The 22,915-nt window shown below is 39.0% G+C and carries 21 protein-coding genes and 2 pseudogenes; 15 read left to right on the forward strand and 8 right to left on the reverse strand.

Translation table 11 applies throughout. The features are described 5' to 3' along the window. Positions 1 to 9: 9 nt before the first annotated feature. The 12 genes and pseudogenes from J5A55_RS05590 to J5A55_RS05645 all read left to right on the forward strand — a co-directional run bounded on the left by J5A55_RS05590 (position 10) and on the right by J5A55_RS05645 (position 12,204). Complete coding sequence (locus J5A55_RS05590; protein ID WP_039851540.1) at positions 10 to 2,631, forward strand: SLBB domain-containing protein; 2,622 nt, start codon at positions 10 to 12, stop codon at positions 2,629 to 2,631. Positions 2,632 to 2,649: 18 nt separating this feature from the next. After that, positions 2,650 to 2,861: pseudogene (locus J5A55_RS05595) on the forward strand (AAA family ATPase); the annotation flags it as partial. 54 nt (positions 2,862 to 2,915) lie between these two features. After that, the gene (locus J5A55_RS05600; protein WP_004384380.1) at positions 2,916 to 3,128 is read left to right on the forward strand and encodes a DUF3791 domain-containing protein; all 213 of its coding nucleotides are present in this window, start codon (positions 2,916 to 2,918) and stop codon (positions 3,126 to 3,128) included. Continuing rightward, positions 3,125 to 3,226, forward strand: a pseudogene (locus J5A55_RS05605) (DUF3990 domain-containing protein); the annotation flags it as partial. The gene J5A55_RS05600 and the pseudogene J5A55_RS05605, both read left to right, overlap by 4 nt. Before the next feature lie 41 nt (positions 3,227 to 3,267). Beyond that, entirely contained in the window at positions 3,268 to 3,504 is a 237-nt protein-coding gene (locus tag J5A55_RS05610; protein WP_004384378.1) for a hypothetical protein, read from the forward strand. Positions 3,505 to 3,599: 95 nt separating this feature from the next. Continuing rightward, positions 3,600 to 4,667 (forward strand): Wzz/FepE/Etk N-terminal domain-containing protein, encoded by a 1,068-nt coding sequence (locus J5A55_RS05615; RefSeq protein WP_004384377.1) that lies wholly within the window; start codon positions 3,600 to 3,602, stop codon positions 4,665 to 4,667. A gap of 14 nt (positions 4,668 to 4,681) precedes the next feature. Beyond that, positions 4,682 to 6,241 (forward strand): lipopolysaccharide biosynthesis protein, encoded by a 1,560-nt coding sequence (locus J5A55_RS05620; protein WP_211802922.1) that lies wholly within the window; start codon positions 4,682 to 4,684, stop codon positions 6,239 to 6,241. Further along, a complete protein-coding gene (locus J5A55_RS05625) occupies positions 6,222 to 7,535 on the forward strand; it encodes an O-antigen polymerase (RefSeq protein WP_004384374.1) in 1,314 nt (437 codons plus the stop codon). The genes J5A55_RS05620 and J5A55_RS05625 overlap by 20 nt, the downstream gene beginning before the upstream one ends. Positions 7,536 to 7,563: 28 nt before the next feature. Further along, the gene (locus J5A55_RS05630; RefSeq protein WP_004384373.1) at positions 7,564 to 8,709 is read left to right on the forward strand and encodes a glycosyltransferase WbsX family protein; all 1,146 of its coding nucleotides are present in this window, start codon (positions 7,564 to 7,566) and stop codon (positions 8,707 to 8,709) included. Between the two features lie 19 nt (positions 8,710 to 8,728). After that, a complete protein-coding gene (locus tag J5A55_RS05635; protein WP_004384372.1) occupies positions 8,729 to 9,655 on the forward strand; it encodes a hypothetical protein in 927 nt (308 codons plus the stop codon). Between the two features lie 23 nt (positions 9,656 to 9,678). Then, entirely contained in the window at positions 9,679 to 10,380 is a 702-nt protein-coding gene (locus J5A55_RS05640; RefSeq protein WP_004384371.1) for a LicD family protein, read from the forward strand. A 12-nt stretch (positions 10,381 to 10,392) separates the two neighbouring features. After that, positions 10,393 to 12,204 (forward strand): aminotransferase class I/II-fold pyridoxal phosphate-dependent enzyme, encoded by a 1,812-nt coding sequence (locus J5A55_RS05645; RefSeq protein ID WP_004384370.1) that lies wholly within the window; start codon positions 10,393 to 10,395, stop codon positions 12,202 to 12,204. A gap of 644 nt (positions 12,205 to 12,848) precedes the next feature. Here J5A55_RS05645 and J5A55_RS05650 read toward each other — a convergent pair. The 3 genes from J5A55_RS05650 to J5A55_RS05660 are packed head-to-tail and all read right to left on the reverse strand — an operon-like array spanning position 12,849 to position 14,564. Further along, positions 12,849 to 13,607 carry a glycosyltransferase family 2 protein gene (locus J5A55_RS05650; RefSeq protein WP_004384368.1) on the reverse strand — a complete coding sequence of 253 codons (759 nt, stop codon included), beginning with the start codon at positions 13,605 to 13,607 and terminating at the stop codon, positions 12,849 to 12,851. A gap of 31 nt (positions 13,608 to 13,638) precedes the next feature. Beyond that, positions 13,639 to 14,112: a hypothetical protein gene (locus J5A55_RS05655; protein ID WP_004384367.1), complete on the reverse strand. Its 474-nt coding sequence runs from the start codon at positions 14,110 to 14,112 to the stop codon at positions 13,639 to 13,641. Further along, positions 14,109 to 14,564 (reverse strand): DUF3990 domain-containing protein, encoded by a 456-nt coding sequence (locus J5A55_RS05660; protein WP_004384366.1) that lies wholly within the window; start codon positions 14,562 to 14,564, stop codon positions 14,109 to 14,111. Before J5A55_RS05660 ends, J5A55_RS05655 begins: the two co-directional genes overlap by 4 nt. A 168-nt stretch (positions 14,565 to 14,732) precedes the next feature. Between J5A55_RS05660 and J5A55_RS05665 the strand changes: the two genes are divergently transcribed. Next, positions 14,733 to 15,842: an MraY family glycosyltransferase gene (locus J5A55_RS05665; protein WP_004384365.1), complete on the forward strand. Its 1,110-nt coding sequence runs from the start codon at positions 14,733 to 14,735 to the stop codon at positions 15,840 to 15,842. 3 nt (positions 15,843 to 15,845) lie between these two features. On the opposite strand, the gene J5A55_RS05670 is transcribed toward J5A55_RS05665, so the two are convergent. Together J5A55_RS05670 and J5A55_RS05675 are read right to left on the reverse strand one after the other, a co-directional pair. Continuing rightward, a complete protein-coding gene (locus J5A55_RS05670; RefSeq protein WP_039851564.1) occupies positions 15,846 to 16,295 on the reverse strand; it encodes a lipocalin-like domain-containing protein in 450 nt (149 codons plus the stop codon). Between the two features lie 37 nt (positions 16,296 to 16,332). Then, positions 16,333 to 17,925, reverse strand: coding sequence for a capsule assembly Wzi family protein (locus tag J5A55_RS05675; protein ID WP_004384363.1), 1,593 nt, complete (start codon positions 17,923 to 17,925; stop codon positions 16,333 to 16,335). A 341-nt stretch (positions 17,926 to 18,266) separates the two neighbouring features. On the opposite strand from J5A55_RS05675, the gene J5A55_RS05680 reads away from it, so the two are divergent. Next, the gene (locus tag J5A55_RS05680) at positions 18,267 to 19,178 is read left to right on the forward strand and encodes a hypothetical protein (protein ID WP_004384361.1); all 912 of its coding nucleotides are present in this window, start codon (positions 18,267 to 18,269) and stop codon (positions 19,176 to 19,178) included. A 620-nt stretch (positions 19,179 to 19,798) separates the two neighbouring features. Here the strand turns inward: J5A55_RS05680 and J5A55_RS05685 are convergent. After that, positions 19,799 to 20,317 carry a histidine phosphatase family protein gene (locus J5A55_RS05685; RefSeq protein ID WP_004384360.1) on the reverse strand — a complete coding sequence of 173 codons (519 nt, stop codon included), beginning with the start codon at positions 20,315 to 20,317 and terminating at the stop codon, positions 19,799 to 19,801. An 84-nt stretch (positions 20,318 to 20,401) separates the two neighbouring features. On the opposite strand from J5A55_RS05685, the gene J5A55_RS05690 reads away from it, so the two are divergent. Next, the gene (locus J5A55_RS05690; protein ID WP_004384359.1) at positions 20,402 to 21,067 is read left to right on the forward strand and encodes a DUF308 domain-containing protein; all 666 of its coding nucleotides are present in this window, start codon (positions 20,402 to 20,404) and stop codon (positions 21,065 to 21,067) included. A gap of 99 nt (positions 21,068 to 21,166) precedes the next feature. On the opposite strand, the gene J5A55_RS05695 is transcribed toward J5A55_RS05690, so the two are convergent. Both J5A55_RS05695 and J5A55_RS05700 read right to left on the reverse strand, forming a co-directional pair. Further along, complete coding sequence (locus J5A55_RS05695) at positions 21,167 to 21,820, reverse strand: carbohydrate-binding family 9-like protein (RefSeq protein WP_004384358.1); 654 nt, start codon at positions 21,818 to 21,820, stop codon at positions 21,167 to 21,169. Further along, on the reverse strand, positions 21,817 to 22,908 hold the full coding sequence (locus tag J5A55_RS05700) for a phosphotransferase enzyme family protein (protein WP_004384357.1): 1,092 nt from the start codon (positions 22,906 to 22,908) through the stop codon (positions 21,817 to 21,819). The genes J5A55_RS05695 and J5A55_RS05700 overlap by 4 nt, the downstream gene beginning before the upstream one ends. Between the last annotated feature and the right edge of the window lie 7 nt (positions 22,909 to 22,915).

The raw sequence follows: 22,915 nt of genomic DNA on the forward strand, positions 1-22,915 counted from the left end.
CAAAAGAAAATGAAGAAATATATTCTATTCGTATTACTCTCAATATGCTCGCTAAGCGGCTTTGCGCAGTCGTCTATGACGGACACACAGGTTCTGGAGTTTGTTCAAAAGGAGCATAAGCGTGGAACATCACAGGCACAGATTGTAACCAAACTGATGCAGAGCGGTGTTGATATATCACAGATTAGACGTGTGAGAGCTACATACGAAAAGATGCAAAAGGGCAATGCTGCTTTCGGAGCTGCGCCAGAAAGCAATACTGGCGATCGTAGTCGTAGTAATAACGGACAGAAGCGTCCGGGGCAGAACAAACGTCAGATTGCAGAAAACACACTCGAAGATTATAATGATAACGAGCAAAACATGAACCGGTACTCTGATGGTCGAATATCAAACAATCAGACGTGGCAACATACGTATGATGAGAATGATGGCGACTATCTGAAGATGCAATCGGAGATGAATGATTGGATGCCTCAAGACACAGCAATAATGTATGAGAACCTTCTGAAGCAATTAAGTCGTAACCGAAAGAAGGTTTGGGGGCGCGATATCTTTAATAATAAGAGTCTATCATTCGAACCGAATATGAACATGGCATTACCTCGTAACTATCGAATTGGACCTGGCGATGCTATATTCATTGATGTTTATGGAGCCTCTCAGAAGTCGTATCAAACAACAGTAGCACCTGATGGTATCATCACGTTAGACGGTTTTGGTCCTATTCAAGTAAGCGGACTGACTGTTGCACAGGCTAATAATCGTATTAAGCAGAAACTCGGGAAGAGATATAGTAGTTCTAGTATCCGTCTCTCTGTCGGTCAGACACATACCATAATGGTAAACGTTGTTGGTGAAGTAAAGACCCCTGGAACTTATACACTCTCTGCCTTTGCCACCGTATTCAACGCTTTGTATATGGCTGGTGGTATTGGTGACCTCGGTACATTACGTAATATTAAGGTATATCGAAATGGGACACTCATCAGTACTGTGGATGTTTATGACTTCTTGCGTCGTGGTCATTTAAGTGGAAATGTACGTTTAGCTGATAACGATGTGATAGTTGTTGGTCCTTACGAAATGCTTGCTCAGGTTAGTGGAAAGGTGAAACGTCCAATGTTCTATGAAATGAAACGTGGCGAGAGTCTCGGAACTTTGATTAGTTATGCTGGTGGTTTCGCTGGCGATGCTTATACTCGTTCGGTTAGAGTACGCCGTAAAACAGGTCGGCAATATTCTATCTTTAACGTTAACGAGTTTGACATGCGTAGTTTCCGAGTGGCTGATGAAGACTCTGTCAGCGTTGATTCGGTTATACCTCGTTATGAGAATATGGTTGAGATAAAGGGAGCAGTGTTCCGTCCAGGCATGTATGAAGTGGGAGGACGTATCAATAGTATTCGAGAACTGGTTGAAGCTGCTGATGGACTAACCGAAGTTGCTTTCACTCCTCATGCCGTATTACACAGGAAGAAAGCAGATCGCACCTTAGAGGTAATATCAGTTGATATTGATGGAATCCTTACTGGACGTGTTGCCGACATTCCTCTTCAAAATGAGGATGTGCTCTTCATCCCTACAAAAACAGAAGCACAAGAGCAGCGTACAATTACTATTCATGGTGAAGTACTCTATCCTGGCGTATATACATACGCTGATAATGAATCGTTAGAAGACTTTATCTTGCAAGCTGGAGGACTGAAACAAACAGCCTCAACAGTAAGGGTAGATGTATCGCGACGCATTAATAATCCACAAGCACTTGCACCAGATTCTATTATTGCACGCACTTATTCCTTTGCTCTCCGTGATGGTTTTGTTATAGATGGTGCTCCAGGATTCGTATTAGAGCCTTTCGACGAGGTCTATGTTCGTAAGAGTCCAGGAACCACAACACAACAGAATGTTTCTGTTGAAGGAGAAGTTATCTTTGCAGGAAAGTACACCCTCACCTCACGTAAGATGCGTTTAAGTGATGTCTTTAAAGCTGCTGGTGGTGGAACAGACCTTGCATATATCAAGGGGGCACGTCTAGAACGACGTCCGACACCTAGCGAACGAAGCAGAATGGAGGCTGCTTATAAGACTCAAATGGATCAACAAAGTAAAAACATGATGCAATTAGCTATAAGAACAAAGGATGCTTCCGTGTTGAAAGCGGCGCAAGAAAATACCAAGCAAGTTGAGGTTAAATTCCAAGTACCTGACACGTATCCTGTCGGAATAGAACTCGATAAAGCTATTGCACACCCAGGTAGTGATGCAGACATTGTGCTAAGAGAAGGTGACAGACTTATTGTTCCCCAATACAATGGTACTGTTAAGATCAATGGTGCAGTTATGTATCCAAACTCTGTCGGTTATGTTGAAGGTAAGAGTGTCGCATATTATATTGATCAAGCAGGTGGCTTTGCCAGTGATGCAAAGAAAAGCAACACTTATATCCTCTACATGAACGGGATGCTTGCCAAAATCGGACACAACGCCAAGGTACGCCCCGGCTGCGAAATCATCGTCCCTACGAAGATACAGAGCAGGATGAGCCTTGCCGAGACACTCAGTGTCGGATCCAGTGCGGCCAGCATTGCTGCCGTCATCGCCACAATTGCCAACCTCTTGAAATAGTGAAGAAAGGAATAGGAAATGAAATACCCGATAGGAATACGGTCGTTTGAAAGAATACGACAGGATAGATGTATCTATGTTAACAAGACACGGGAGATATACTGGCTAACCTGCAAAGGAAAGTATTACTTTCTCGATCGTCCTCGTAGGTTCGGCAAGAACCTCTTATCTCTACCCTCGAAGCCTACTACTCGGGACGCAAAGATCTGTTCAGAGGACTGTATACAGATACTGTGAAGGATCATTGACAATTCTTACGCCACAATACAATAGAAGAGGAAAAAATGATGAATAAAATTAGATATATCAATATGTGCATTACCGAATTTGGGAAGAAGTTCGGTATGGAACCGCACATTGCATTCAATTATCTAAAAGAATACAAAGGAATTGATTTCCTGAACAGATACTATGAGGCCGAACATCAACTTTCTCTAAACGATGCCATCAATGACCTCATAAGTATCTGCAAAAAAAACGGAGGTACTTTCGAATGAAACTCTATCATGGGACAAATATTGACTTTACAGATATTAATCTATCTGTTTGCAGGCCCAACAAGGACTTTGGACAAGAATTTTATTTGACAGACATAAGTTTCTTAACAGGAGAAGCAATCGCTACACATTAAAGAACATGAAAATAACCAAAAGACAACTTGACTTCATTATCAATAGCGGTGTGGAGGAACTCGTCTCCATGCTACAGAAGAAATGTCAGATGCCTTTGACAGCAGCATTCGACCATGTCTATAATTCAAAAACTTACCAGAGTCCCCTAAATGTAAGAACAGGATTATTCCTTCAAAGTCCTGAATATATTTATCCCTATTTGAAAGAAGAGTTGAAAGAGTTAGATGCTATCGGGCTATAAAATAAAAAGTGAATAATTTGCTACAGAATGAAAAGAATTAAATAAAAAATCTCAAGCCAATAAATAGAAAGATATTTTTTAAACAGAAACATTCTATGGACAATCAAGATGAATATAAAGGTATAGACTACACCGCTGTCTTCCATGCAATATGGAAGAAGAAAATGGTGTATCTCACCGTTTTATCCTTTACTATTTTATTTGCCAGCCTATATATTTTCAGCTTACCAAGGACATATTCCTCAAGCACGGAAATTGCCCCTGAGGTGGACAGCAAGACTCCAGGTGGAGGAACATTAGGATCGCTTGCCTCTACATTCGGCATAGATATGTCCACGCTGGAATCCTCAGATGCTATCACCCCTATGCTTTATCCAGATCTTATAGATGACAATGGATTTATATCCATGCTGCTTCCCATACACGTGCAGACCGGTGACAGTACTTTTAAGGGAACTTATTATGACTATAAACGCACGGCAACAAAGGTGCCATGGTGGAACAAACTGGCAAATGACCTGCTTACGAAAATATCAAGTAAAAAACCTGAAGAGGGGAAATATGAAGTGGGAACTCCTTTCAACGCCTACCATTTGACGAAACTGGACAATAGCATCATCGAAAGTATAAGGAAACAGATCGCCATCAAGGTTGACAAGAAGACTGGTGCCATAACTATCAATACGGAAGATCAGGATCCTCTTATTGCAAAGACAATTGCTGATTCAACGAGAGAACTATTGAAAGATTTTATTACCAAATACCGTACTGATAAGGCACGGCGCGACGTTGAGTATTACAAAAAGTTGACGGATGAGGCAAAGTCGTCCTATGAGCATCAAAGACTGAAATACGGCGAGTTCTCCGACTCTAATACAGATGTTTCTTTACCTAGTGTCCAGTCGAAAGGTGAAGACATGGAAAATGAAATGCAGCTGAGGTATAACAATTACAGTCAGCTGAAAGGTCAATTACAACTATCCCTTGCAAAGCTACGTGAACGTACACCCGTATTTACTCAGATTAAAGGGGCGGCCGTCCCTATAAAGCCAACAGGTCCTAAAAGAATGTTATTCTTACTGGGTACAGTCTTGTTCTCCTTCATTTTGACAACAATTTATGTGCTCCGTTCCATTACACATACACAGAACAGGAAACAATAAACCTCTGACAATCTATGGCCATTATTGATAGGAAAAGTAACAATGAAAAAAGAAATAAAAGGATAGCCAAAAATACTACCCTTATGTTTCTACGTATGCTGTTACTTACCATCATAAATCTGTATACCGTTAGATTTGTTCTAAAAGGGTTAGGAGTCATCGACTATGGAATATTCAACGCTGTTGCAGGCGTTGTTACTTCCGCCAGCTTCATCAGTGCCGTCCTTGCTTTATCCATTCAGCGTTTCTTTTCTATTGCATTAGGACAAGAAGACGAAGAACGATTAAAGACTATTTTCTCTGCCAGTTTGAATATAATAATTATCCTAAGCATAACAATAATCATTCTGTTTGAAACCGTTGGACTTTGGTTTGTCAGCACACAGATGACCATACCTGCAGAGAGGATGACTACCGCCATTAGCTTATATCAATGTTCCATCTTCGTTTTTTTCTTTTCTTTATTACAGATACCTTTCACAGCCATTATCTTTTCTCATGAGGATATGGGGGTGTACGCTATCATATCGACGGTTGACAGCTTATTGCGTTTAGCACTGGCTGTTATTATAACAAAAATATCTATTGACCATCTTGTATTTTACAGTATTGGCCTGCTTGTAGAATCAGGTATTGTTTCACTTCTCTATATATGGAAAGGAGGGAAATACGAAGAGTGTCATTATACGAAGACAAAAGATAAAATTCTTTACCAGCATCTCCTTCAGTTTTCAGGATGGACTATGTTTGGCTCATTAGCCAATATGGGAATGAACCAAGGAAACACAATTCTTATAAACCTCTTCTTTGGTCCTATCTCTAACATGGCATTTGCAATTGCGATGCAAATAAGCAATGCCTTTAATGCCCTAAGCAACAGCATGGTTCTATCTTTCCGCCCAGCTATGATGAAAGCATATGCACAAGAGGATTTCTTATATATGACAAAACTTTTCAATTTCAGTAATAAAATTACCTATTATATACTCTGCAGCATTGGCCTGCCGATCATTGTAGAAATGAGAACGATATTATACGTATGGTTGGGAAGAGCAGATGAAGAAACAATTTATTTTGCGCAACTTATGATTGTTTTCACATTCCTATTAGCTCTTAACAATCCTATTACCACCATTGTTGAGGCAACTGGTAGAATAAAGGAATATCATGTAGCTGTTGAAAGCATCACGCTACTAACTATACCCATCACATGGATCTTATTCAAGTCAGGATTCCCTTCTTACATCGTTTTTTTTGTAATGATTAATATCTGTATTACAGCCCATATTGTCAGACTCTTATGCCTTAAGCGAGCATTTATTTTATTTAGTTATAAACAGTACTTCGTTAGTTTTTTGCTTCCTGCTATCGCCATCACGGCATTAGGTGTAAGTCTCGCCTTAATTATTCAAAACACAACGGATGGTATATTGCATTTCATTCTAATTTTCTTCTTATTACCTAGTGCTGTACTTGGGTTATCCTACCTATGGGGATTAAAGAACAAAGAGAAATCTATACTATTACAACTAATCAACAAAAGAAATTCCAGATATGTCAGAAGTGCTAATTAATAATATACTCGCCATAGGGTTTCTTTCCATATGGATTATTACACTTATATGCTATCAACATATAAGAAATGTATGGGATGGAGGCAGTGCTGTAATCATTGCTTACATTATCTATGCTATTTTTTCCATTTTATCTTTAAATGATCCTCTATTCTCCATAGCATATAATCAACTTGAAGTTTTTCCCTATATCTACTTGTACGTAATGATGATAATTGCATTGACACCACTAATCATCTTCCATCATAAACATACTCCCAATATACAGCCAGAAAACACACGTATCTTAGGGGTCATTAGTATTATAGTACTGCTCTCTGCAATTCTCATGCTACCTGAAATTATGAAAGACAGTTCAAACATGGTAGACATCATATCAGACCCGGCTGCTGGAAAAGATGCATATATGGAAAAAATAGAAGGAGTTGAGAGTTCAGGCAATTCTATACGGAATTTACCAGCAATAATATTCAACTCCCTAACAGATATTTCCGTTTTCATTTTCTTCTACTACCTCACTTTAGAAAAAAAGAACAAATTTCTTATTCTTTGCTTGACAATAGGAATTTTATCGAATTTTGTTGTGGCCATTATTCAGGGACAACGGTCTGGGGTGGCACTAGCTATATTTACAATGATTGGAGGATATATGCTTTTCAAACAATATCTCCAACCTAAGATAAAAAAGTGGTTCCATTTTATCGGAATAGTCACAGCTGTACTTATTGCCATACCTTTTACCGCTATTACAGTAAGCCGATTCGGAGAAGACAGTGGACAGACTGGGACCATCGGAGGATTTATTAATTGGTACGTTGGACAAGGCAGCCTCTACTTTAATAATTATGGATTAAATGCTGATGGTACACGAAACGGTGACCGTACAGCCAACCTGATTAAAAGAGTAATAGATTCCAAAACACCTAAAAACTTTGCTGAACGAAGAGAAAAGTATCACAATCTGAATATTGATGATTACTTTTTTACAACATTTGTAGGAGACTTCACCATAGACTATGGTCCTATATCGGCAGTGGTAATTTTTTTAGTATTTAATTTTCTCATTATCAGTCTTACAAGGACGCATAAAAATACTATCAAGCTCCACCAGCTTCTTCTACTCTATTTTGTTTTATGTATTAATTTACAAGGTGGAATGTACCTTTTTTCCTACTCAGACATTGGAGGAAATCTCAGAATCATTAACTACATACTGTTATATACATACTTATGGTATCATAAACAGCTAGAAGGAAAGTTTCCTAACAGGATAGAGATTATCACACAAAAATAAGATAAGAATAATTCAACAACAGCTTACAATGAAAGCAAGAGTTATAGCATATTATTTACCACAATTCCATCCTATTCCTGAAAATGATAAGGCATGGGGGAAGGGTTTTACTGAATGGACGAATGTCGCAAGTGCTAAACCTCAGTTCAAGGGTCATTACCAACCAAGAATACCTGCTGATTTGGGATTTTACGATTTGCGCCTCTCTGAAGTAAGAGAACAGCAGGCACGAATGGCAAAAGAAGCTGGGATAGAGGGATTTTGCTATTGGCATTACTGGTTTGGAAATAACAAGAGACTATTGGAGCGACCTTTCCAGGAAGTTTTAAACTCTGGCAAACCAGACTTTCCTTTCTGCTTAGCATGGGCAAACCATGACTGGACGACAAAGACATGGAAAAATAATGGTAAACCTGCAATGATAGCAAAACAACTATATCCAGGTGAAGAAGATTATAGACAACACTTCTACACTGTATTGCCTGCTTTTAAAGACCATCGATACATCACAGTTGATGGAAAACCTTTATTCGCAATATTCGACCCTTATTCATTTAAAGATATAAGAAACTTTATTGAAGTGTGGAGAAACTTAGCAAAGGAAAATGGGTTAAAAGGAATTCATTTTATAGCTATATGCAACAACACCTCAACAATGAAAAGGCTTGCAGATGGAAGTATAAAAAGGGTTCTGCCAAATACCAATAGCAGTGCCGAAGTGTATAAAGAAATGCTTTCATTAGGTTTTGATGGATTAAATTCTTTTGGGAAATCACGAGGTGAGATGCTTGCCTTAGGTAAAATTAGACGAATAGTACGATTCCTTTTACAAAAAAATATATCTTGGTTTCCCCCACTTAAGTATGATTATGCAAAAGTAACAAAACATTTCTTCTCTCCCGAAGACAGATGGGATAACGTATACCCCACTATTATGCCACAATGGGACAGAACTCCGAGAGCAGGAAAGCATGAAGGAATCTACATCAATTCAACCCCTGAAAACTTTAAGAAGCATATAGAAGAGGCATTAGAAGTAATAAATGACAAACCAAATGAACATAAGATACTATTTCTCCGTTCATGGAACGAATGGGGAGAAGGTAATTATGTGGAGCCTGATCTAAAATATGGTCACAAGTTCCTCGAAGCAATCAAGACATCTGTATTTTAATCAATAATAGAAACAACACATGTATAATATTCCTATTCTATTTATAATATTTCGACGCAAAGACATTGCATTACAAAGTTTTGAGCGTATTAAACAAGTAAAGCCAAGCAAGCTATACATTGCTTGTGATGGCGCACGTGAAAATGTTAAAGGAGAAGCCGAATTAGTGAAAGCAACTCAAGATTCTATCCTCCAACAAATAGATTGGGAATGTAATGTTAGAAGATTATTCCAAAAAGAGAATTTAGGTTGCGGTAAAGGAGTTTACACTGCTATAAATTGGTTTTTTGAAAATGAAGAAGAAGGAATTATTATAGAAGATGATTGTGTTTTACAATCTTCATTTTTCCCATTTGCAGAGGAACTGCTAAATAAATATAGAAATGACGAACGGATAGGCATGATAGGAGCTCCCAATTATATTTCTGGAGTTAATATCCCGGATTCTTATGGCTTTAGCAGGTATAAAGCAACATGGGGATGGGCAACATGGAGGCGTGTCTGGAAAAATATGGATTTAAATATGGATTGGAAAAACACTCCATATTATGAATCTATCATAAATAATAATGGCTACAATGGTAAAGACAGAAACTATTGGCGATACCGCATAAAGGCAATTGAGAATAATTATGTCAGTGCCTGGGACTGGCAATGGTTCTTTACTTTATCGGCTTATAATCAATTAAGTATCTATCCACGCATAGGTCTCATAAGCAACATTGGATTCGGTAAAGATGCTACACATACTACCACGGGAGCAAAACAGCTACAATCCAAAGCCGAAGGACAATTAGAATTTCCCCTACAACACCCTAAATATGTTGTACCTTACGAAGACTTTGAACAAGGCTTTTACAAGAGCAACAATACGTTTAGGAACACTATACTACAACTCATTCCATTCAGTCTAAAAACAATACTAAAGAAATGGATCAGAGGATAAAATACTTATAACAGAAACTAAATATGAAATTAAATATTCCAACATCAAAAGGTAATTACTCTTATCGCTTTGTGCCCATCTATCCAGGCATAAAGCCTATTAACAAAGAAAGGGCGAAAGAAAATCTTTCTTTGTTAAAAAACATATGCAATACACACAACTTAGAATTTATTCTTTTCTTTGGTACACTCTTAGGAGCAGTGAGAGAACATGATTTTATTTCTCATGATGAAGATATTGATATCGTACTTCCAATTACAGACTTAGAACGTTTTAAAGACATACTTTTCATATTGAGAGAAAATGGTTTTGAAGTCGTGCGTTTTGAGAGAAGAGGATTTATGTCAATAATGCGTAAAGGAGAATATATTGATATCTATTTTTTTACGCCCTATGCAAAAGACAGAAGATTAACTACTTGTATATGTGAACTTTGCGAAGTAAAATATATAAACAATACGACTCAAATAGAATTCCAAGGAGAATCTTATACTGTACCGAAAGAAAGTGAGGCTTTGTTAAACTTCCTTTATGGAAAGGATTGGCGCACCCCTATCCCCATGTTTAATTTTAAAATGAGCAAGACAGACAGAACAAAAGCCTTTCTTATACAATATATCAAGGCATTACTGCCACATACGATGACAGAATTCATTCAAGACATTAAAAGTAGAAAAAGAATAAATTTCTTTAAACAAAAAGCATACACTATACTAAACAAATAATCATATTGAAATATGCAAGCAATCATATTAGCTGCTGGAATGGGTAGGCGACTTGGAGAATACACAAAGGACAATACGAAATGTATGCTGTCCGTCAATGGTGTCAAACTGATTGACAGAACTTTAACAATGCTCTCCCATCTGGAGATTAAACGTGTTATCATTGTAGTCGGCTACCAAGGGCAGAATCTTATTGCCCACATAGGACAGCGCTATAATGACAAATTAAAAATAGAATTCATCGACAATCCAGTCTACGAAAAGACGAACAATATTTATTCTCTTGCACTTACTCAAGACAGAATATCTGAAGATGATACGATTCTATTGGAATCAGACCTCATCTACGAGGAAAGTTTATTGCAAATGATCATAGATAATCCTTTCCCTAATCTTGCCCTTGTCGCAAAATGGGAATCTTGGATGGATGGAACTGTCGTCCGCATAGATGACGAAAACAATATTATAAACTTTATTCCGAAAAAAGCCTTCAACTACAAGGAGGCAGACCAGTATTACAAAACTGTAAACATTTATAAGTTCAGCAAAGATTTTTCCAAACATAGGTTTCTTCCTTTCCTCAAAGCCTACTGCGAAGCTATAGGAAACAACGAATACTATGAACAAGTACTACGTATCATCACTTTCCTTGACGGTTCAGACTTCAAGGCATTACCAATCGGAGACAGAAAGTGGTATGAAATTGATGACATACAGGATCTTGATATTGCAGAAACAATCTTTGCCCCAAAAGAAAAAAGCCTATCCCGATATGAGATGCGTTACGGAGGTTATTGGAGATTCCCTAAATTATTAGATTTCTGCTATTTAGTTAATCCTTTCTTCCCTCCACAACGAATGAAGGATGAGTTACGTGCCAATTTTGACACTCTACTGACAGAGTATCCATCAGGAATGTATGTTAACTCTCTGTTGGCAGGTAAATATTTGGGAATTCGTCAGAGTTATATAGTTGTAGGAAATGGTGCAGCAGAATTAATCAAAAGTTTGATGGGGATGATAAATGGGAAAATTGGAGTTGTCTACCCGACTTTCATGGAATACCCTAATAGAAAAAATAAAGATGATATAATTGCATATCTTCCTCAGAACATGGACATGTCATACAATATAAATGACTTGATGGCTTTCTTTGCCCATAAGGAAATAAGCAGTCTGCTTATAATCAACCCAGATAATCCTTCTGGCAACTTTATACCAATCAGCGATATAATCAATCTTATTCAATGGGGAAAAGAAAAAGGCATACGGATTATAATAGATGAATCTTTCGTAGATTTTACTGATGCTTATTCTCATAACAGCCTTTGCCATGATGATATATTAAAATCTAACCCTAACCTTATAGTCATAAAGAGCATTTCAAAGAGTTATGGCGTACCTGGACTACGTCTTGGAATCATGGCCTCTTCAGATTCCGACCTAATAGATGCTGTCAAAAAAGATGTGGCAATATGGAATATTAATTCTTTTGCAGAATTTTACATGCAAATCTTTGGTAAATATACCAAAGATTACCAACATGCTTGTGAGAAGTTCATCATAGAGCGTCGACGTTTTAAAAGATTATTGGATCAGATACCTTTCATACATGTTATTCCATCACAGGCCAATTATTTCTTAACTGAAATTACAAGTCGGTTCACATCAAAGCAGCTAACCCAAAAACTACTTAATGAGTATAATATTCTCATTAAAGACTGTGACAACAAAGATGGCTTAAAAGGGAAGAACTATATACGCATTGCCATCCGAACTAAAGAGGATAATGACAGGTTAGTTGCCGCACTCAAAAGTATTTAGGCATTCTGTTATAAATTCGACCTACAAAATAATATACTAAGGTTTTCTCATAAAAAACCTTTATCAGAGAGGATTCAAGTTGCTATCACTTTTAACATTTCACATAATATCCTTATTATAAGAAGTTTACAAAGTATATTTATGTGACAGGAGTGACAGCAACTTTGAAAACTGAAGTGAATTAATCACGCATACAGAAAAATGTATAGATGGAGGTGGACTTCATCTTCGTCCTTTCCCTGTCAACTCCACTCAAGATGCGCTCTGCACACTAAGAACACTTATCTGGGACTGTCTGGCTTCTCCCTGGAACACAGGGAAAGGGATTCTATCTACAGGAACACTATCCAGAAAAAGGAAGTCGAATGGGATGTGTACGCTTTTAGCAAAGTCCTCAAACTGCTTAATCGTAAGTGCTTTCGTGCCACCCAGCATGCCAAAGCAACTCTGGGATGGCTATCCATATAGCCATTTACTGTAAGACCCGCACGTTGAATAGCCCAATCATAACGATCCGGAGACAGATTGATTCTGTTAGCAGTTGCCATTTCCTATGTATATATCACAGCAAATGTACAATATTTTCTGAACGATCCCAAATTTCACAAGAACTTATCTAAAAAGACAAAATATCCATCTAAAAATCAGAACCGAAACTCGAAGAGTTTGTAGAGATACTTGAGCGAGATTAAGAACTGATTACTATATATTCCGTTCTCTCGGCAAGCACGAGTATCTTCCTGTAAAAGTAATCGGTGGCTACGAATACCATTCGTGCTCGCTCCGCCATTACGCATCGTAACAAAGTCAAGATTAAGATATTTCGACTTTATCTTATGGACACAAAACATGCGAACAACCATCTCAAAGTCGGCACCAATCTTATAATCGAGCTTGTAAGAACCTATCTTTTGATAGACTTCTCGGCGTACATACAATGAGGGATGGGCTGGCATAAAGCCGAAACGAACCCAAAAAGGGGAGAAGATTTTAGATGAGTAATAGCGCGTAATCTTATCTGGTTCGCCGTCATGAATGAAGTGTATGTCGCCATACACAGCCTCTAAGGTATCATCTTCGAATGGTTTTGCCAACTTAGAGACTATATCGTTTGATGTAAAATAATCATCCGAATTAAGGATTCCAACAACGTCTCCCGTCGCCATTGCTATTCCTTTGTTCATTGCATCATATATACCACGGTCTTTCTCAGATACCCATTTCACGGAATGAGAAGTTGTTTTAGAGGCGTATGCACGAATCAGATCTACCGTTGAGTCCGTAGATTCACCATCTACTATAATGTGTTCAATATCGCAATAATCCTGTCGCAAGACAGAATCTAAGGTATCTTGCAATGTTTTTTCACTATTAAAAGTTGCTGTGATAATAGATACTTTCATACGAAAGGATATTAGACTAAATTAAATCCGTTTAATTAAAGCTGCCAACAAAATAGCTACGAGCTATAAAAGGTGACGGCTCGTAATAAGCACTACTATTATAATTGTCAATTATCTTACAGATTGGATTGTTATATACGCGTAGAATAGCTTGAGCATAATCTTCCGTACTATCCATTGTCATTAGAATAAGACGCATATACACTTTCCCCATTTGTAATTCCGTGGGGATGGTCTCACAATAATATGGATCAACGTTCGTCACATCAAAATCGCCTTCTTGAAGGTGATAAGTATCAATCCAATCGTCCACAACGGCTAAAGGATTCTCTGAATGAAGGACGTTTGCAAGAGAAAGCTTTTCTGACAAAGCCTGATATCCCAGCCGATTGACAACATACTTATTGGGCTGTCTAATGGTGCGTGCGACTCGCTCTACCATCGAACAAACAAAGTATAAATCATTCTCCGTAATAAATTCTTCTTTAAAGAAAATGTTTCTCATAAGCTATAAGAACTCTTAAATTTCACCTTCTCCAATGCTTTATCTGTACAGAAGACAATCTGATGCGTGGGGTATCTAAACTTTACCAACGCCCAAAAAGCCTCACGAGAGATGCGATCGTTCGCTAAATCTTCTACATAATCCCATATTTGATCGTCTGCCATAGGTCCCTCCACGATATCATAATGATGCTCTACTCCGCGTCGACAATTAACAACAAAGTCAAGCCACTCATCTGTCATTTCAGAAAAAGACTTCACTTTTAATCCTTCGCCTCCAATATATTCATACACAGACACAATATGCTTTGGGTGCTTCGTCAACGCCCATCTCTGTGCTTGTTTTGGTAGTACAGTACAATAGAATCCATAACCAAAATCTTTACTATAACCACTTACTTGTATACGAGGATTCTCAACCCTTACATTACTGCCATGATAAATCTCAATCATAATAAAGTCCTTTGTCAACAAAAGTACGAAAAGAAAATGATATAGAAGCCTATCTAAACGACTAAAATATAACAAAAGAAACTCTAATGAGTATTTTATGCTTTCTTTACCAACAAATACAATATTATTACAAAACAAGAGTTATAAAGAGAGAAATCATTAAATTATATGTTTATATACATCCTGATAAGTTTGTTTGCCTTTACCATGAGTGCTATATGTGGGTTCATCATGATCCCACAAATATTGTCATTTTGCAGAAAGAAGAAGCTATACGATACACCTAATGCACGTAAGGTACATAAGAATGCAATCCCTCGCTTAGGCGGAGTATCATTCTTGCCGAGTATGTTAATCGCATCGATTGTTGCGTTACTCGTGTGGACTTATACGAATAAAGGTACTAAGATTGCTGTAAGCCCATGGAGTATTTTCTTTGGCGTTGGGATTACTATTATTTATCTAACGGGGCTTATCGATGATATCTTTGGTATTCGTGCAAGGATGAAACTACTTATGCAGGTGATTGCTGCCAGTCTATTGCCCATCTCTTACCTCTATATTAATAACCTCTACGGCTTCTTGAACATTGAAGAACTGCCTATGGTAGTTGGCATGTTACTGACAGTTGGCATCCTCGTATTCGTTATGAACGCCATAAACCTTATAGATGGTATTGACGGACTATCAGCTAGTTTGGTTCTTATTGCACTTTGTGGGCTCTTCTTTCTCTTCCTCCGTGAGCGTATTGGAATCTATTGTATCTTGATTGCGGGACTGATGGGTGTACTTGTTCCGTTCCTTTATCACAACCTTTTCGGTAGTGCAGAAGACGGGCAAAAGATATTCATGGGCGATTCTGGTAGTCTAACACTTGGATATATACTCGGCGTTTTGATGGTTAAATTCTGTATGTATAATCCACATGTTATGCCTTATCAGAAGGACTCTATTCTCTTGTCAGTAACCTTGCTACTCGTACCTGTCTTTGATGTTTTTAGGGTTATTATCGTACGATTAATACACCGCGAACCACTCTTCCGACCCGATAAGAACCATATACACCATAAACTCATGCGTGCCGGACTGACGCAGCGTCAAACGTTAATCAGCATCCTCTTGCTTGCAATGACATTCATCCTTATCAACACATTACTATTCAATCATCTCCTTGTAACATGGATTATTACGATAGACATCATCGGTTATATCGCATTCAATTACATATTGGATATTAGAATAAGACGCAATGGTTTGTCTCCTTTCCAAGCTGAATAAGACTTAAAACTTATCGAAATAGAGCTTTACACTCCCATCACTTAATATCAACTTACCTTTCTTCTTGCTTTCAATCTGTAGTGTTGGTGTCATCGTTTTAATGCCATATAAAGCTAAAGAAGTATCATAGGTTGTAAGCGGATGATCGCCATTTTCACGATCAAAGAGGTAAGGTGAGGACAGAGCCAACTGATTGTTGTTAATATTAAAACGATAGAGATAACTGCTGTGCGCACCTGTCTTATCTTCTAATTGCAGTAGTTTCGCCTGAAACGACCAAAAGATTAGTTTATTACTCACATCTGTGTTTGTACTTGTCGCAAGTTCTTCTATCTTAACCAGATGCCACATTCCCTCTAAATCTCCTGCATCGTTATCTGTTTCCAAGCTACATGAAGTGAAGAGGCAAGCCAATATTGGCAATAAAAATACTAATATCTTTGATTTAAACATATCTTTTTCTACATTATTATATTCAACCATTACGATTTTACTTACCGAACAATCCACGCTTACAGAGCGTTAACTGTAAGCCATAATTAGGTCCTTCAAGAATACCACCGAAGTCGGCTCCAATACCCAACTTTACTTCCGTACCCTGCAACCACTTAGATTTTATATCACTACGGAGCCTATATACAGCCTCACCTAACAAACTCACATTATGCTTCTTATGCGTATAAGGCTTCTCATAAGTGCCCAATCCCTCTTGCCAAGTTGCGAGGAAACGCCACTTTAAACAATCAGAAGGATGACCACCCAAGCCTAAGTGGAATGCTACAAAGCGGTTGTCCTTGAAGAATATAGTACCATCTTCATTATAAATAGGCGATCGATAGAGCGGATTACCCATTCCCTGCCCCCAATGTTGATAGCCCGGGAAGATATAGTGATTATAGAAGTTGTCCCTTCCTCCTATATGATCAGGCACCGTGATAGTGTGGTCGTGATAGATAGGACCACTCTGATACTTACTATAAAGGTATTCAACAACAACGTTATTCAGCCAGTTGTCAGGCTTATACTCATATTCAAAGCCTAACATCCAGTCCTTAAAATCATACAACAAATAGCGTTGTTTCTTCTTTTCTTGCCATTCCGTCCCCTCGCCATAACCATCATAATCAAGCTGGAACATGGACGAATGATCTTCAAAGAACTTATCCGCATAGAAGGAGAAACGACTCCAATCACCCTCATAATTCAATCGCATCACCCAACTACCCAGCTGATCGCCCTCCACGTTTTGGTAAGTTGTCTCTCCATTATCGGCTCCCCCAGGTAGAAAAGCATTCCAGAAATCACGCACCCCAGTTCCTCCTTTAGATGGAACAAGGTTACCATGCCCATCAGGAAGATAGGATGTACCACCAAAAAGGGACACCATCTCTAACCCCATCTCTAATGACCACGGACAGAAAACTTCCTCATTTCCTATCTTTAAGTAGCCTGCTTTAGAATGATAAAGCACCTTATCAGAATACTTCGACTGCATGTGTGTGAAGTCATGTTGCCAATTCTGATCGGTCATCCTACCGTATGCTATATGTCCTTTCAGGTGCAACCAACCATTAGCGAAAGGCAATGTCCAATAGTCACCGAGTGCTAATCGCACTTGAGGAACAGGTCGAGCATTGATGCCCAAGGTCTGTGATCCAGTACTAAAATCGGCATTCTTCAGCTCCATCGGTTGTTCTTTTGCACCAATAGTTAGCGTTCCATGCCACCAACGACCTTCTATATAGGCTTGCTGAATGACCGCCTTACTGGTGTAATTAACGGGTGCGACGACATCTACACCATAGCCAATACCAAACTTATTACCAGCATCCACGCTCAAAGGACGTTCCACTGCTCCTCGCACATAACCATTTGTTGCTTCCAAAGAACTTAGCCCGTACTTATTGGCATTCAGCCACAATGGAGTCTTCCCTTTCGATAAGCTCCCTTGTAATTCCACCTTATATTCTAATCCTTTAAGCAACTGCACACGAGCAGTATCTCTATTGTTTACCTCCCAAGACTGCGCTTTCAATGCACTTGCCAATAGAAAGACAACCAAGGATAAAAGTAGTTTTTTCATATAAAAAAGCTGATTATCAAAATAGACATAGGCTGTGCAAAGAGAAGAGAAACAGCACTTCTGCCATCTACACACGCATTATCTCATGCAAAGTTAATAAAAAAAAGAGAACTAACAAACAAATGACTTACCAACTGCCAAAGCCTTACACCTTATTATATAAGGGGTACATCAATCCTTACCAACACTCAATACACCTTTAGGGAAAATCCCCCTCAGTATAGGGGAAATCCTTTTAGTATGCTGAATATTATTCGTTCCTTTGCATCACGAGGACAGGGATAGGAGTTCTAAACGCTTCCAAACATCCCTAATAATCATCAACAAAGACCAAAGAAAGTATGAAGAAGCTTATATTAACACTCATTGCGACACTCGTTCTCAGTGCTTCTGCAAATGCTATGAGTTACGAGCAAGCTCGCATACAAGCCCTCTTTCTAACAGACAAGATGGCTTATGAACTGAATTTGACCGAAGAACAATACGAAGCAGCATACGAGATTAATCTCGATTATCTGATGAGTGTTAACTCAATGGTTGATCTTTACGGAGCTAACTGGGCACATCGTAATATGGACTTCAACTATATCCTCTGTGACTGGCAATACAGAGCTTACATGGAAGCAAACTACTTCTATCGTCCATTAAGATGGGATGCAGGCTACTGGCACTTCAGTGTTTACGCAAGATATCCACATCGCGATTACTATTACTTCGGTCGTCCTAACTTCTATTCAGCCTATCGTGGTGCTCACAGCTGGCGCATGAATGGTGATAGAAGTTGGTATTATGGCAGAGACCTCTTCTATGGAAGGAACAATAGTAACTACTATGGTATGCGTGACAGCTTCAACCGTGGCTACTATGATAGGGGTTACAACGGTTACAGCTCATACGACAATAGCTTCCCACAAAACGGTCGTCCACGCAGCTTCGGGAACCAACAACGCAGCACATTCGATGGTCCGCAGGGTATGACTCGCACTTATGAGCCACGTGAGAGTTCGACTCGTACAACCGTAACACGCCCTAACAACAATAGTGGATTTGGTGCTAATCGTAGCTTCGGAAACGCTACTCGGGGTAATGAACCAACTCGTTCTTTCGATACCCCGAGTCCATCTTTTAGCAATCCAAGCCCTTCATTCAGTACACCGCGAGGCAGTTTCGGAAATGGCTCATCTTTCGGAGGAAGCCGTTCAACGGGTGGAAGTACCTCAAACAGCGGTTCTGTCTTCGGAGGACACAGATAGATAAGGTAACAAAAGAGAGTTATAAATACAAGACAATGACTAAAGCGGCCACTAAAAAACTTACTTTAGAGAGTTACAACACATAGCAAGAGAACTACCAACGAACAGTTCTCAAGAAGGTTTAAATACTAAACACTAAACGTTAGAGAGTAATTAGTTCATCTTAAAAGGTATAAGTTTGTGAAAGAGGTTCTCGCAAGAAAGAGAAGAGAACACTAAGGATTAATAGAGATGTAACAATCAGAGAGTTATTTAAATGAAGGAAAGAGGAGCCTCACGGGATGTGACGCTCCTCTTTAATTATATTCCTTCCTCCTGCTCTTAACCATCAATTCATCTGCTACTAACCTACTTCTATGACATTAAACATGCTTATCAAATTGACTTGCGACACTTATCTATACAGGAGAAAACGTACTCATGGGTATAAAAATAGTCTATTTTTATGGATTATATAATATAACCGTCAGATAAAAATAAACTATTATTTCCTGTCTGGAAGGCTTTTCTCAAGAATAAAAGACGGTTCACAGCCTTTTAACTAAGGTCTAACAGCATTAAAGAAAGAGCCTTGTAACAGGAGAAAGAGAGGCTTCATGTGGCTCGACTTAGCATTATGTCTATAGTTCAAGCATACGAATTTCAGCATTGCTCATCGGTAAAATCTCATTCATCGGCTTATCATAATAGACACTTTGGATAGCCTTATTGATGATACCATGCCCAACGGCAAGTACCTTCTGATTAGGATATTCTGTGCGTAACCACGCTATAAACTCTGCTGCCCTACCCTTTATTGCATCAATACTCTCAATATCCTTTGGCCATAAAGCAGGATTCTTCAGATTGGATAAGTCGGGAATGTACTTGCCAGTAAAGGCTCCCCAATCACGCTCACGCAACAGGGGTGTAATGCGAACAGGCTGATGATGCGGTGCAGCAATAATCTCACAAGTATGAATACTGCGCCTTAAATCACTTGCAATGAAAGCATTTATTGGTTCAGCCTTGAGTTTCTCTGCCACTTCTTCAGCCTGTTTTACACCGTTATCATTCAATTTCCCTTGCGTTTGTCCTTGCATGATACGATGCACGTTATCGATTGTTTCACCATGCCGAACTAAGTATAACAATGTCATCTATTTACTTCTTTTTCGTGCAAAAGTAACAAATAGTTTACGAGTAAAGCCTTGAAATAGAGATTATTTTGTATTTTTGTAGCCATGAAAGTACTACAAATATCAGCTATAAGAGCAATCCTTATGGCAGTGACAGGCTTCCTTTTGGTGAAATACAATCAAGGAGCAATGACGTGGTTAACCATCACTATTGGTCTACTCTTCTTCCTTTCGGGAGCCGTCTCATGCATTATCTACTATGTAGAGAAGGAACGTATTGAGAAAAAGAAAGCAAAAGCAGAGAAGGAGGAAACAGATGCTTTGAAGTCGCCTTCATTCCCTCTTGCAGGTGTTGGAAGCGTTGTCTTGGGTATCATCTTGGCTTTTATGCCTGACACCTTCGTTATTGGTATGGTCTATATCCTTGCTGCTTTGCTCATTCTCGGTGCTATTAACTTGTTCATAATACTTGCCCGTTCAAAGCAGTATGCGCATGTCCCTGTCTATCTCTGGCTGCTCCCTGCCCTCATCTTGATTGTTGCAATCTTCTCAATACACAAACCAATAGAGGCAGCGGCACTACCATTAAAAGTGATAGGATGGGCTTTCATGTGTTATGGAGTTATCGAATTGCTCTTCTCTATACGTAATTATTATATTCGAAAAGCATTTGAGAAAGCAGAAGAAAGTAAGATTGTTGAAGGCTTCAAACTCGCTAACGAGGATATTGAAGATGCTGAAATCATAGAAGAAGAGAAGCCTACAACATAACAAACAAACAGCAGCTAACCCGAAAACACAGGTTAGCTGCTTACTGATTATTAACTTTTATCAGTGATTATGAGCACTGATACTCAAGTGAAGAACACTCTATAAAAATCTAATCTCACCAAAGAAGTCAGGTCGATGGAAGTCGGGTGCTGGCAAGTCTATCGGATTCCACGATAGGAAATGAGGCTTTGTTGTCTTATCACCGCACTTGTAGAAATTGGCACGCATTGTCTTCCCGGAGAGGTTCTTTAGGTTATGACGGAAGAAAGAAGATACTGGGACAACCAAAGCAAGTTCCCATTTCTGCTTGTTCTCTTTCATTTCAAAAGGTTCACGACCCAGTGATGACCAACGCTCAATAGCCCTCAAAACATCAGATGAAGCCTTTGTTCGGTTCTCACGACCTTGTCCATTGCAAAGCAAAACAGTTCCTATACAATTGGTTTCAAGGTTATAATAACCTCCTTCTACATCTGGACTGACAAAGAACTCACAGCAGGAGTCTTCCCAAACAGGACCTAAGTCAGTTCCAGAGACGGCTCTCACACAATCTTCCTCCACACGATAATGGAGCAAGATAGCATCCCCCTTATGTGCAATAGCAAACTCTACTTGTGGGCAATAAGGGTAATCAGCAGCCCAATCAACCGTATCTATTTTCTGATAAGTAACCTTTTTAACTCTAAAAAGAGCTGGGATATCAGCAGCATTAACCTGCTGATCGTCTATTCTTCGTACTTCTAATTGTTTCATTGTCTTAATGTTTTCTGAACAAAGTCAGCCATCATCTGGTCATGCCGACGCACATCACGATAAAGCAAGAGCTGGTTGCGTGAGCGAACAAGGTTGTGTTCAGCATACTTAGTCTTAAAGTAAACATCCCCATTAAGGTAGTCGGCAAGGAAACGAACGCACTGCATAAAGGGGAAGAGGGCTACAGCATAAGGTAAATGACTGGTTTCAACTTCCGTTAAAAAGCTCCCCGCACTACTAAGATACCCCTCTGTGAAGGATTTAAAAATGTCTTCCTTGAGTCCAACTGCTTGATAATTGTCACTGTCTTCAGCAACATGATTAGCTCCAGTACGCAAGAAGTCACCATAATCAGAGAATATAAAGCTAGGCATAACAGTGTCCAGATCTATCACGCAAAGCACCTTTCCAGATGTATCAAAGAGCATGTTATTAACCTTTGTATCGCAGTGACAAGTGCGCTTAGGCAATACTCCCTTACGATAAAGGCGTTCGGCAAGGCACATCTCATCCGCATTACGATACAATTCATCGATGATATCCTGCACACTGGACACTCTTCCTTTGACATCAGCACTAACTGCTTCCTGCAACTGACGTATGCGCAACTCCATGTTATGGAAGTCTGGTATAGTCTCACCAAGCGGTTCTTTCAAGTCAACTAACATCTTCTCAAAATTGCCAAAGGTTTCTCCACAACAATAAGCACTATCTTGATTCACCTCTTCCTTAGTAACAGAATCAGGGATAAAAACGCTCATTCGCCAGTAACGACCATAGACATCTTGATAATAAGTGCGCCCTTCTGTGGTCTTAATAAACTGTAAGCACTTGCGATCAACATCCTGTTCTCCCTGTTGAATCAGCTTCTGGCGAATATGAGAAGTAACAAGTTCAATGTTGTGTTGTAGGAGTTCTACATCGGTAAAGACGGCATCATTAATGCGTTGCAGTATATAATCAGGAGTATCTTTCCCTATTGTTGACACTCGCAGCGTCTCATTGATTAGCCCGTTACCAATAGGGCTTACACTTTCTACAATGCCGTTTATACGGAACTGAGAAACCACGTTATTAAAATCAGTCATAGCTTGA

Source organism: Prevotella veroralis, from assembly GCF_018127765.1.
In the GTDB taxonomy this organism is placed as follows: Bacteria; Bacteroidota; Bacteroidia; order Bacteroidales; family Bacteroidaceae; genus Prevotella; species Prevotella veroralis.

What these genes read in the sequence shown, in the direction of transcription:
- J5A55_RS05590 (WP_039851540.1), top strand. Translation starts at nt 10, where the DNA reads ATGAAGAAATATATTCTATTCGTATTACTCTCAATATGCTCGCTAAGC.
- J5A55_RS05600 (WP_004384380.1), top strand. Translation starts at nt 2,916, where the DNA reads ATGATGAATAAAATTAGATATATCAATATGTGCATTACCGAATTTGGG.
- J5A55_RS05610 (WP_004384378.1), top strand. Translation starts at nt 3,268, where the DNA reads ATGAAAATAACCAAAAGACAACTTGACTTCATTATCAATAGCGGTGTG.
- J5A55_RS05615 (WP_004384377.1), top strand. Translation starts at nt 3,600, where the DNA reads ATGGACAATCAAGATGAATATAAAGGTATAGACTACACCGCTGTCTTC.
- J5A55_RS05620 (WP_211802922.1), top strand. Translation starts at nt 4,682, where the DNA reads ATGGCCATTATTGATAGGAAAAGTAACAATGAAAAAAGAAATAAAAGG.
- J5A55_RS05625 (WP_004384374.1), top strand. Translation starts at nt 6,222, where the DNA reads ATGTCAGAAGTGCTAATTAATAATATACTCGCCATAGGGTTTCTTTCC.
- J5A55_RS05630 (WP_004384373.1), top strand. Translation starts at nt 7,564, where the DNA reads ATGAAAGCAAGAGTTATAGCATATTATTTACCACAATTCCATCCTATT.
- J5A55_RS05635 (WP_004384372.1), top strand. Translation starts at nt 8,729, where the DNA reads ATGTATAATATTCCTATTCTATTTATAATATTTCGACGCAAAGACATT.
- J5A55_RS05640 (WP_004384371.1), top strand. Translation starts at nt 9,679, where the DNA reads ATGAAATTAAATATTCCAACATCAAAAGGTAATTACTCTTATCGCTTT.
- J5A55_RS05645 (WP_004384370.1), top strand. Translation starts at nt 10,393, where the DNA reads ATGCAAGCAATCATATTAGCTGCTGGAATGGGTAGGCGACTTGGAGAA.
- J5A55_RS05650 (WP_004384368.1), bottom strand. Translation starts at nt 13,607, where the DNA reads ATGAAAGTATCTATTATCACAGCAACTTTTAATAGTGAAAAAACATTG.
- J5A55_RS05655 (WP_004384367.1), bottom strand. Translation starts at nt 14,112, where the DNA reads ATGAGAAACATTTTCTTTAAAGAAGAATTTATTACGGAGAATGATTTA.
- J5A55_RS05660 (WP_004384366.1), bottom strand. Translation starts at nt 14,564, where the DNA reads ATGATTGAGATTTATCATGGCAGTAATGTAAGGGTTGAGAATCCTCGT.
- J5A55_RS05665 (WP_004384365.1), top strand. Translation starts at nt 14,733, where the DNA reads ATGTTTATATACATCCTGATAAGTTTGTTTGCCTTTACCATGAGTGCT.
- J5A55_RS05670 (WP_039851564.1), bottom strand. Translation starts at nt 16,295, where the DNA reads ATGTTTAAATCAAAGATATTAGTATTTTTATTGCCAATATTGGCTTGC.
- J5A55_RS05675 (WP_004384363.1), bottom strand. Translation starts at nt 17,925, where the DNA reads ATGAAAAAACTACTTTTATCCTTGGTTGTCTTTCTATTGGCAAGTGCA.
- J5A55_RS05680 (WP_004384361.1), top strand. Translation starts at nt 18,267, where the DNA reads ATGAAGAAGCTTATATTAACACTCATTGCGACACTCGTTCTCAGTGCT.
- J5A55_RS05685 (WP_004384360.1), bottom strand. Translation starts at nt 20,317, where the DNA reads ATGACATTGTTATACTTAGTTCGGCATGGTGAAACAATCGATAACGTG.
- J5A55_RS05690 (WP_004384359.1), top strand. Translation starts at nt 20,402, where the DNA reads ATGAAAGTACTACAAATATCAGCTATAAGAGCAATCCTTATGGCAGTG.
- J5A55_RS05695 (WP_004384358.1), bottom strand. Translation starts at nt 21,820, where the DNA reads ATGAAACAATTAGAAGTACGAAGAATAGACGATCAGCAGGTTAATGCT.
- J5A55_RS05700 (WP_004384357.1), bottom strand. Translation starts at nt 22,908, where the DNA reads ATGACTGATTTTAATAACGTGGTTTCTCAGTTCCGTATAAACGGCATT.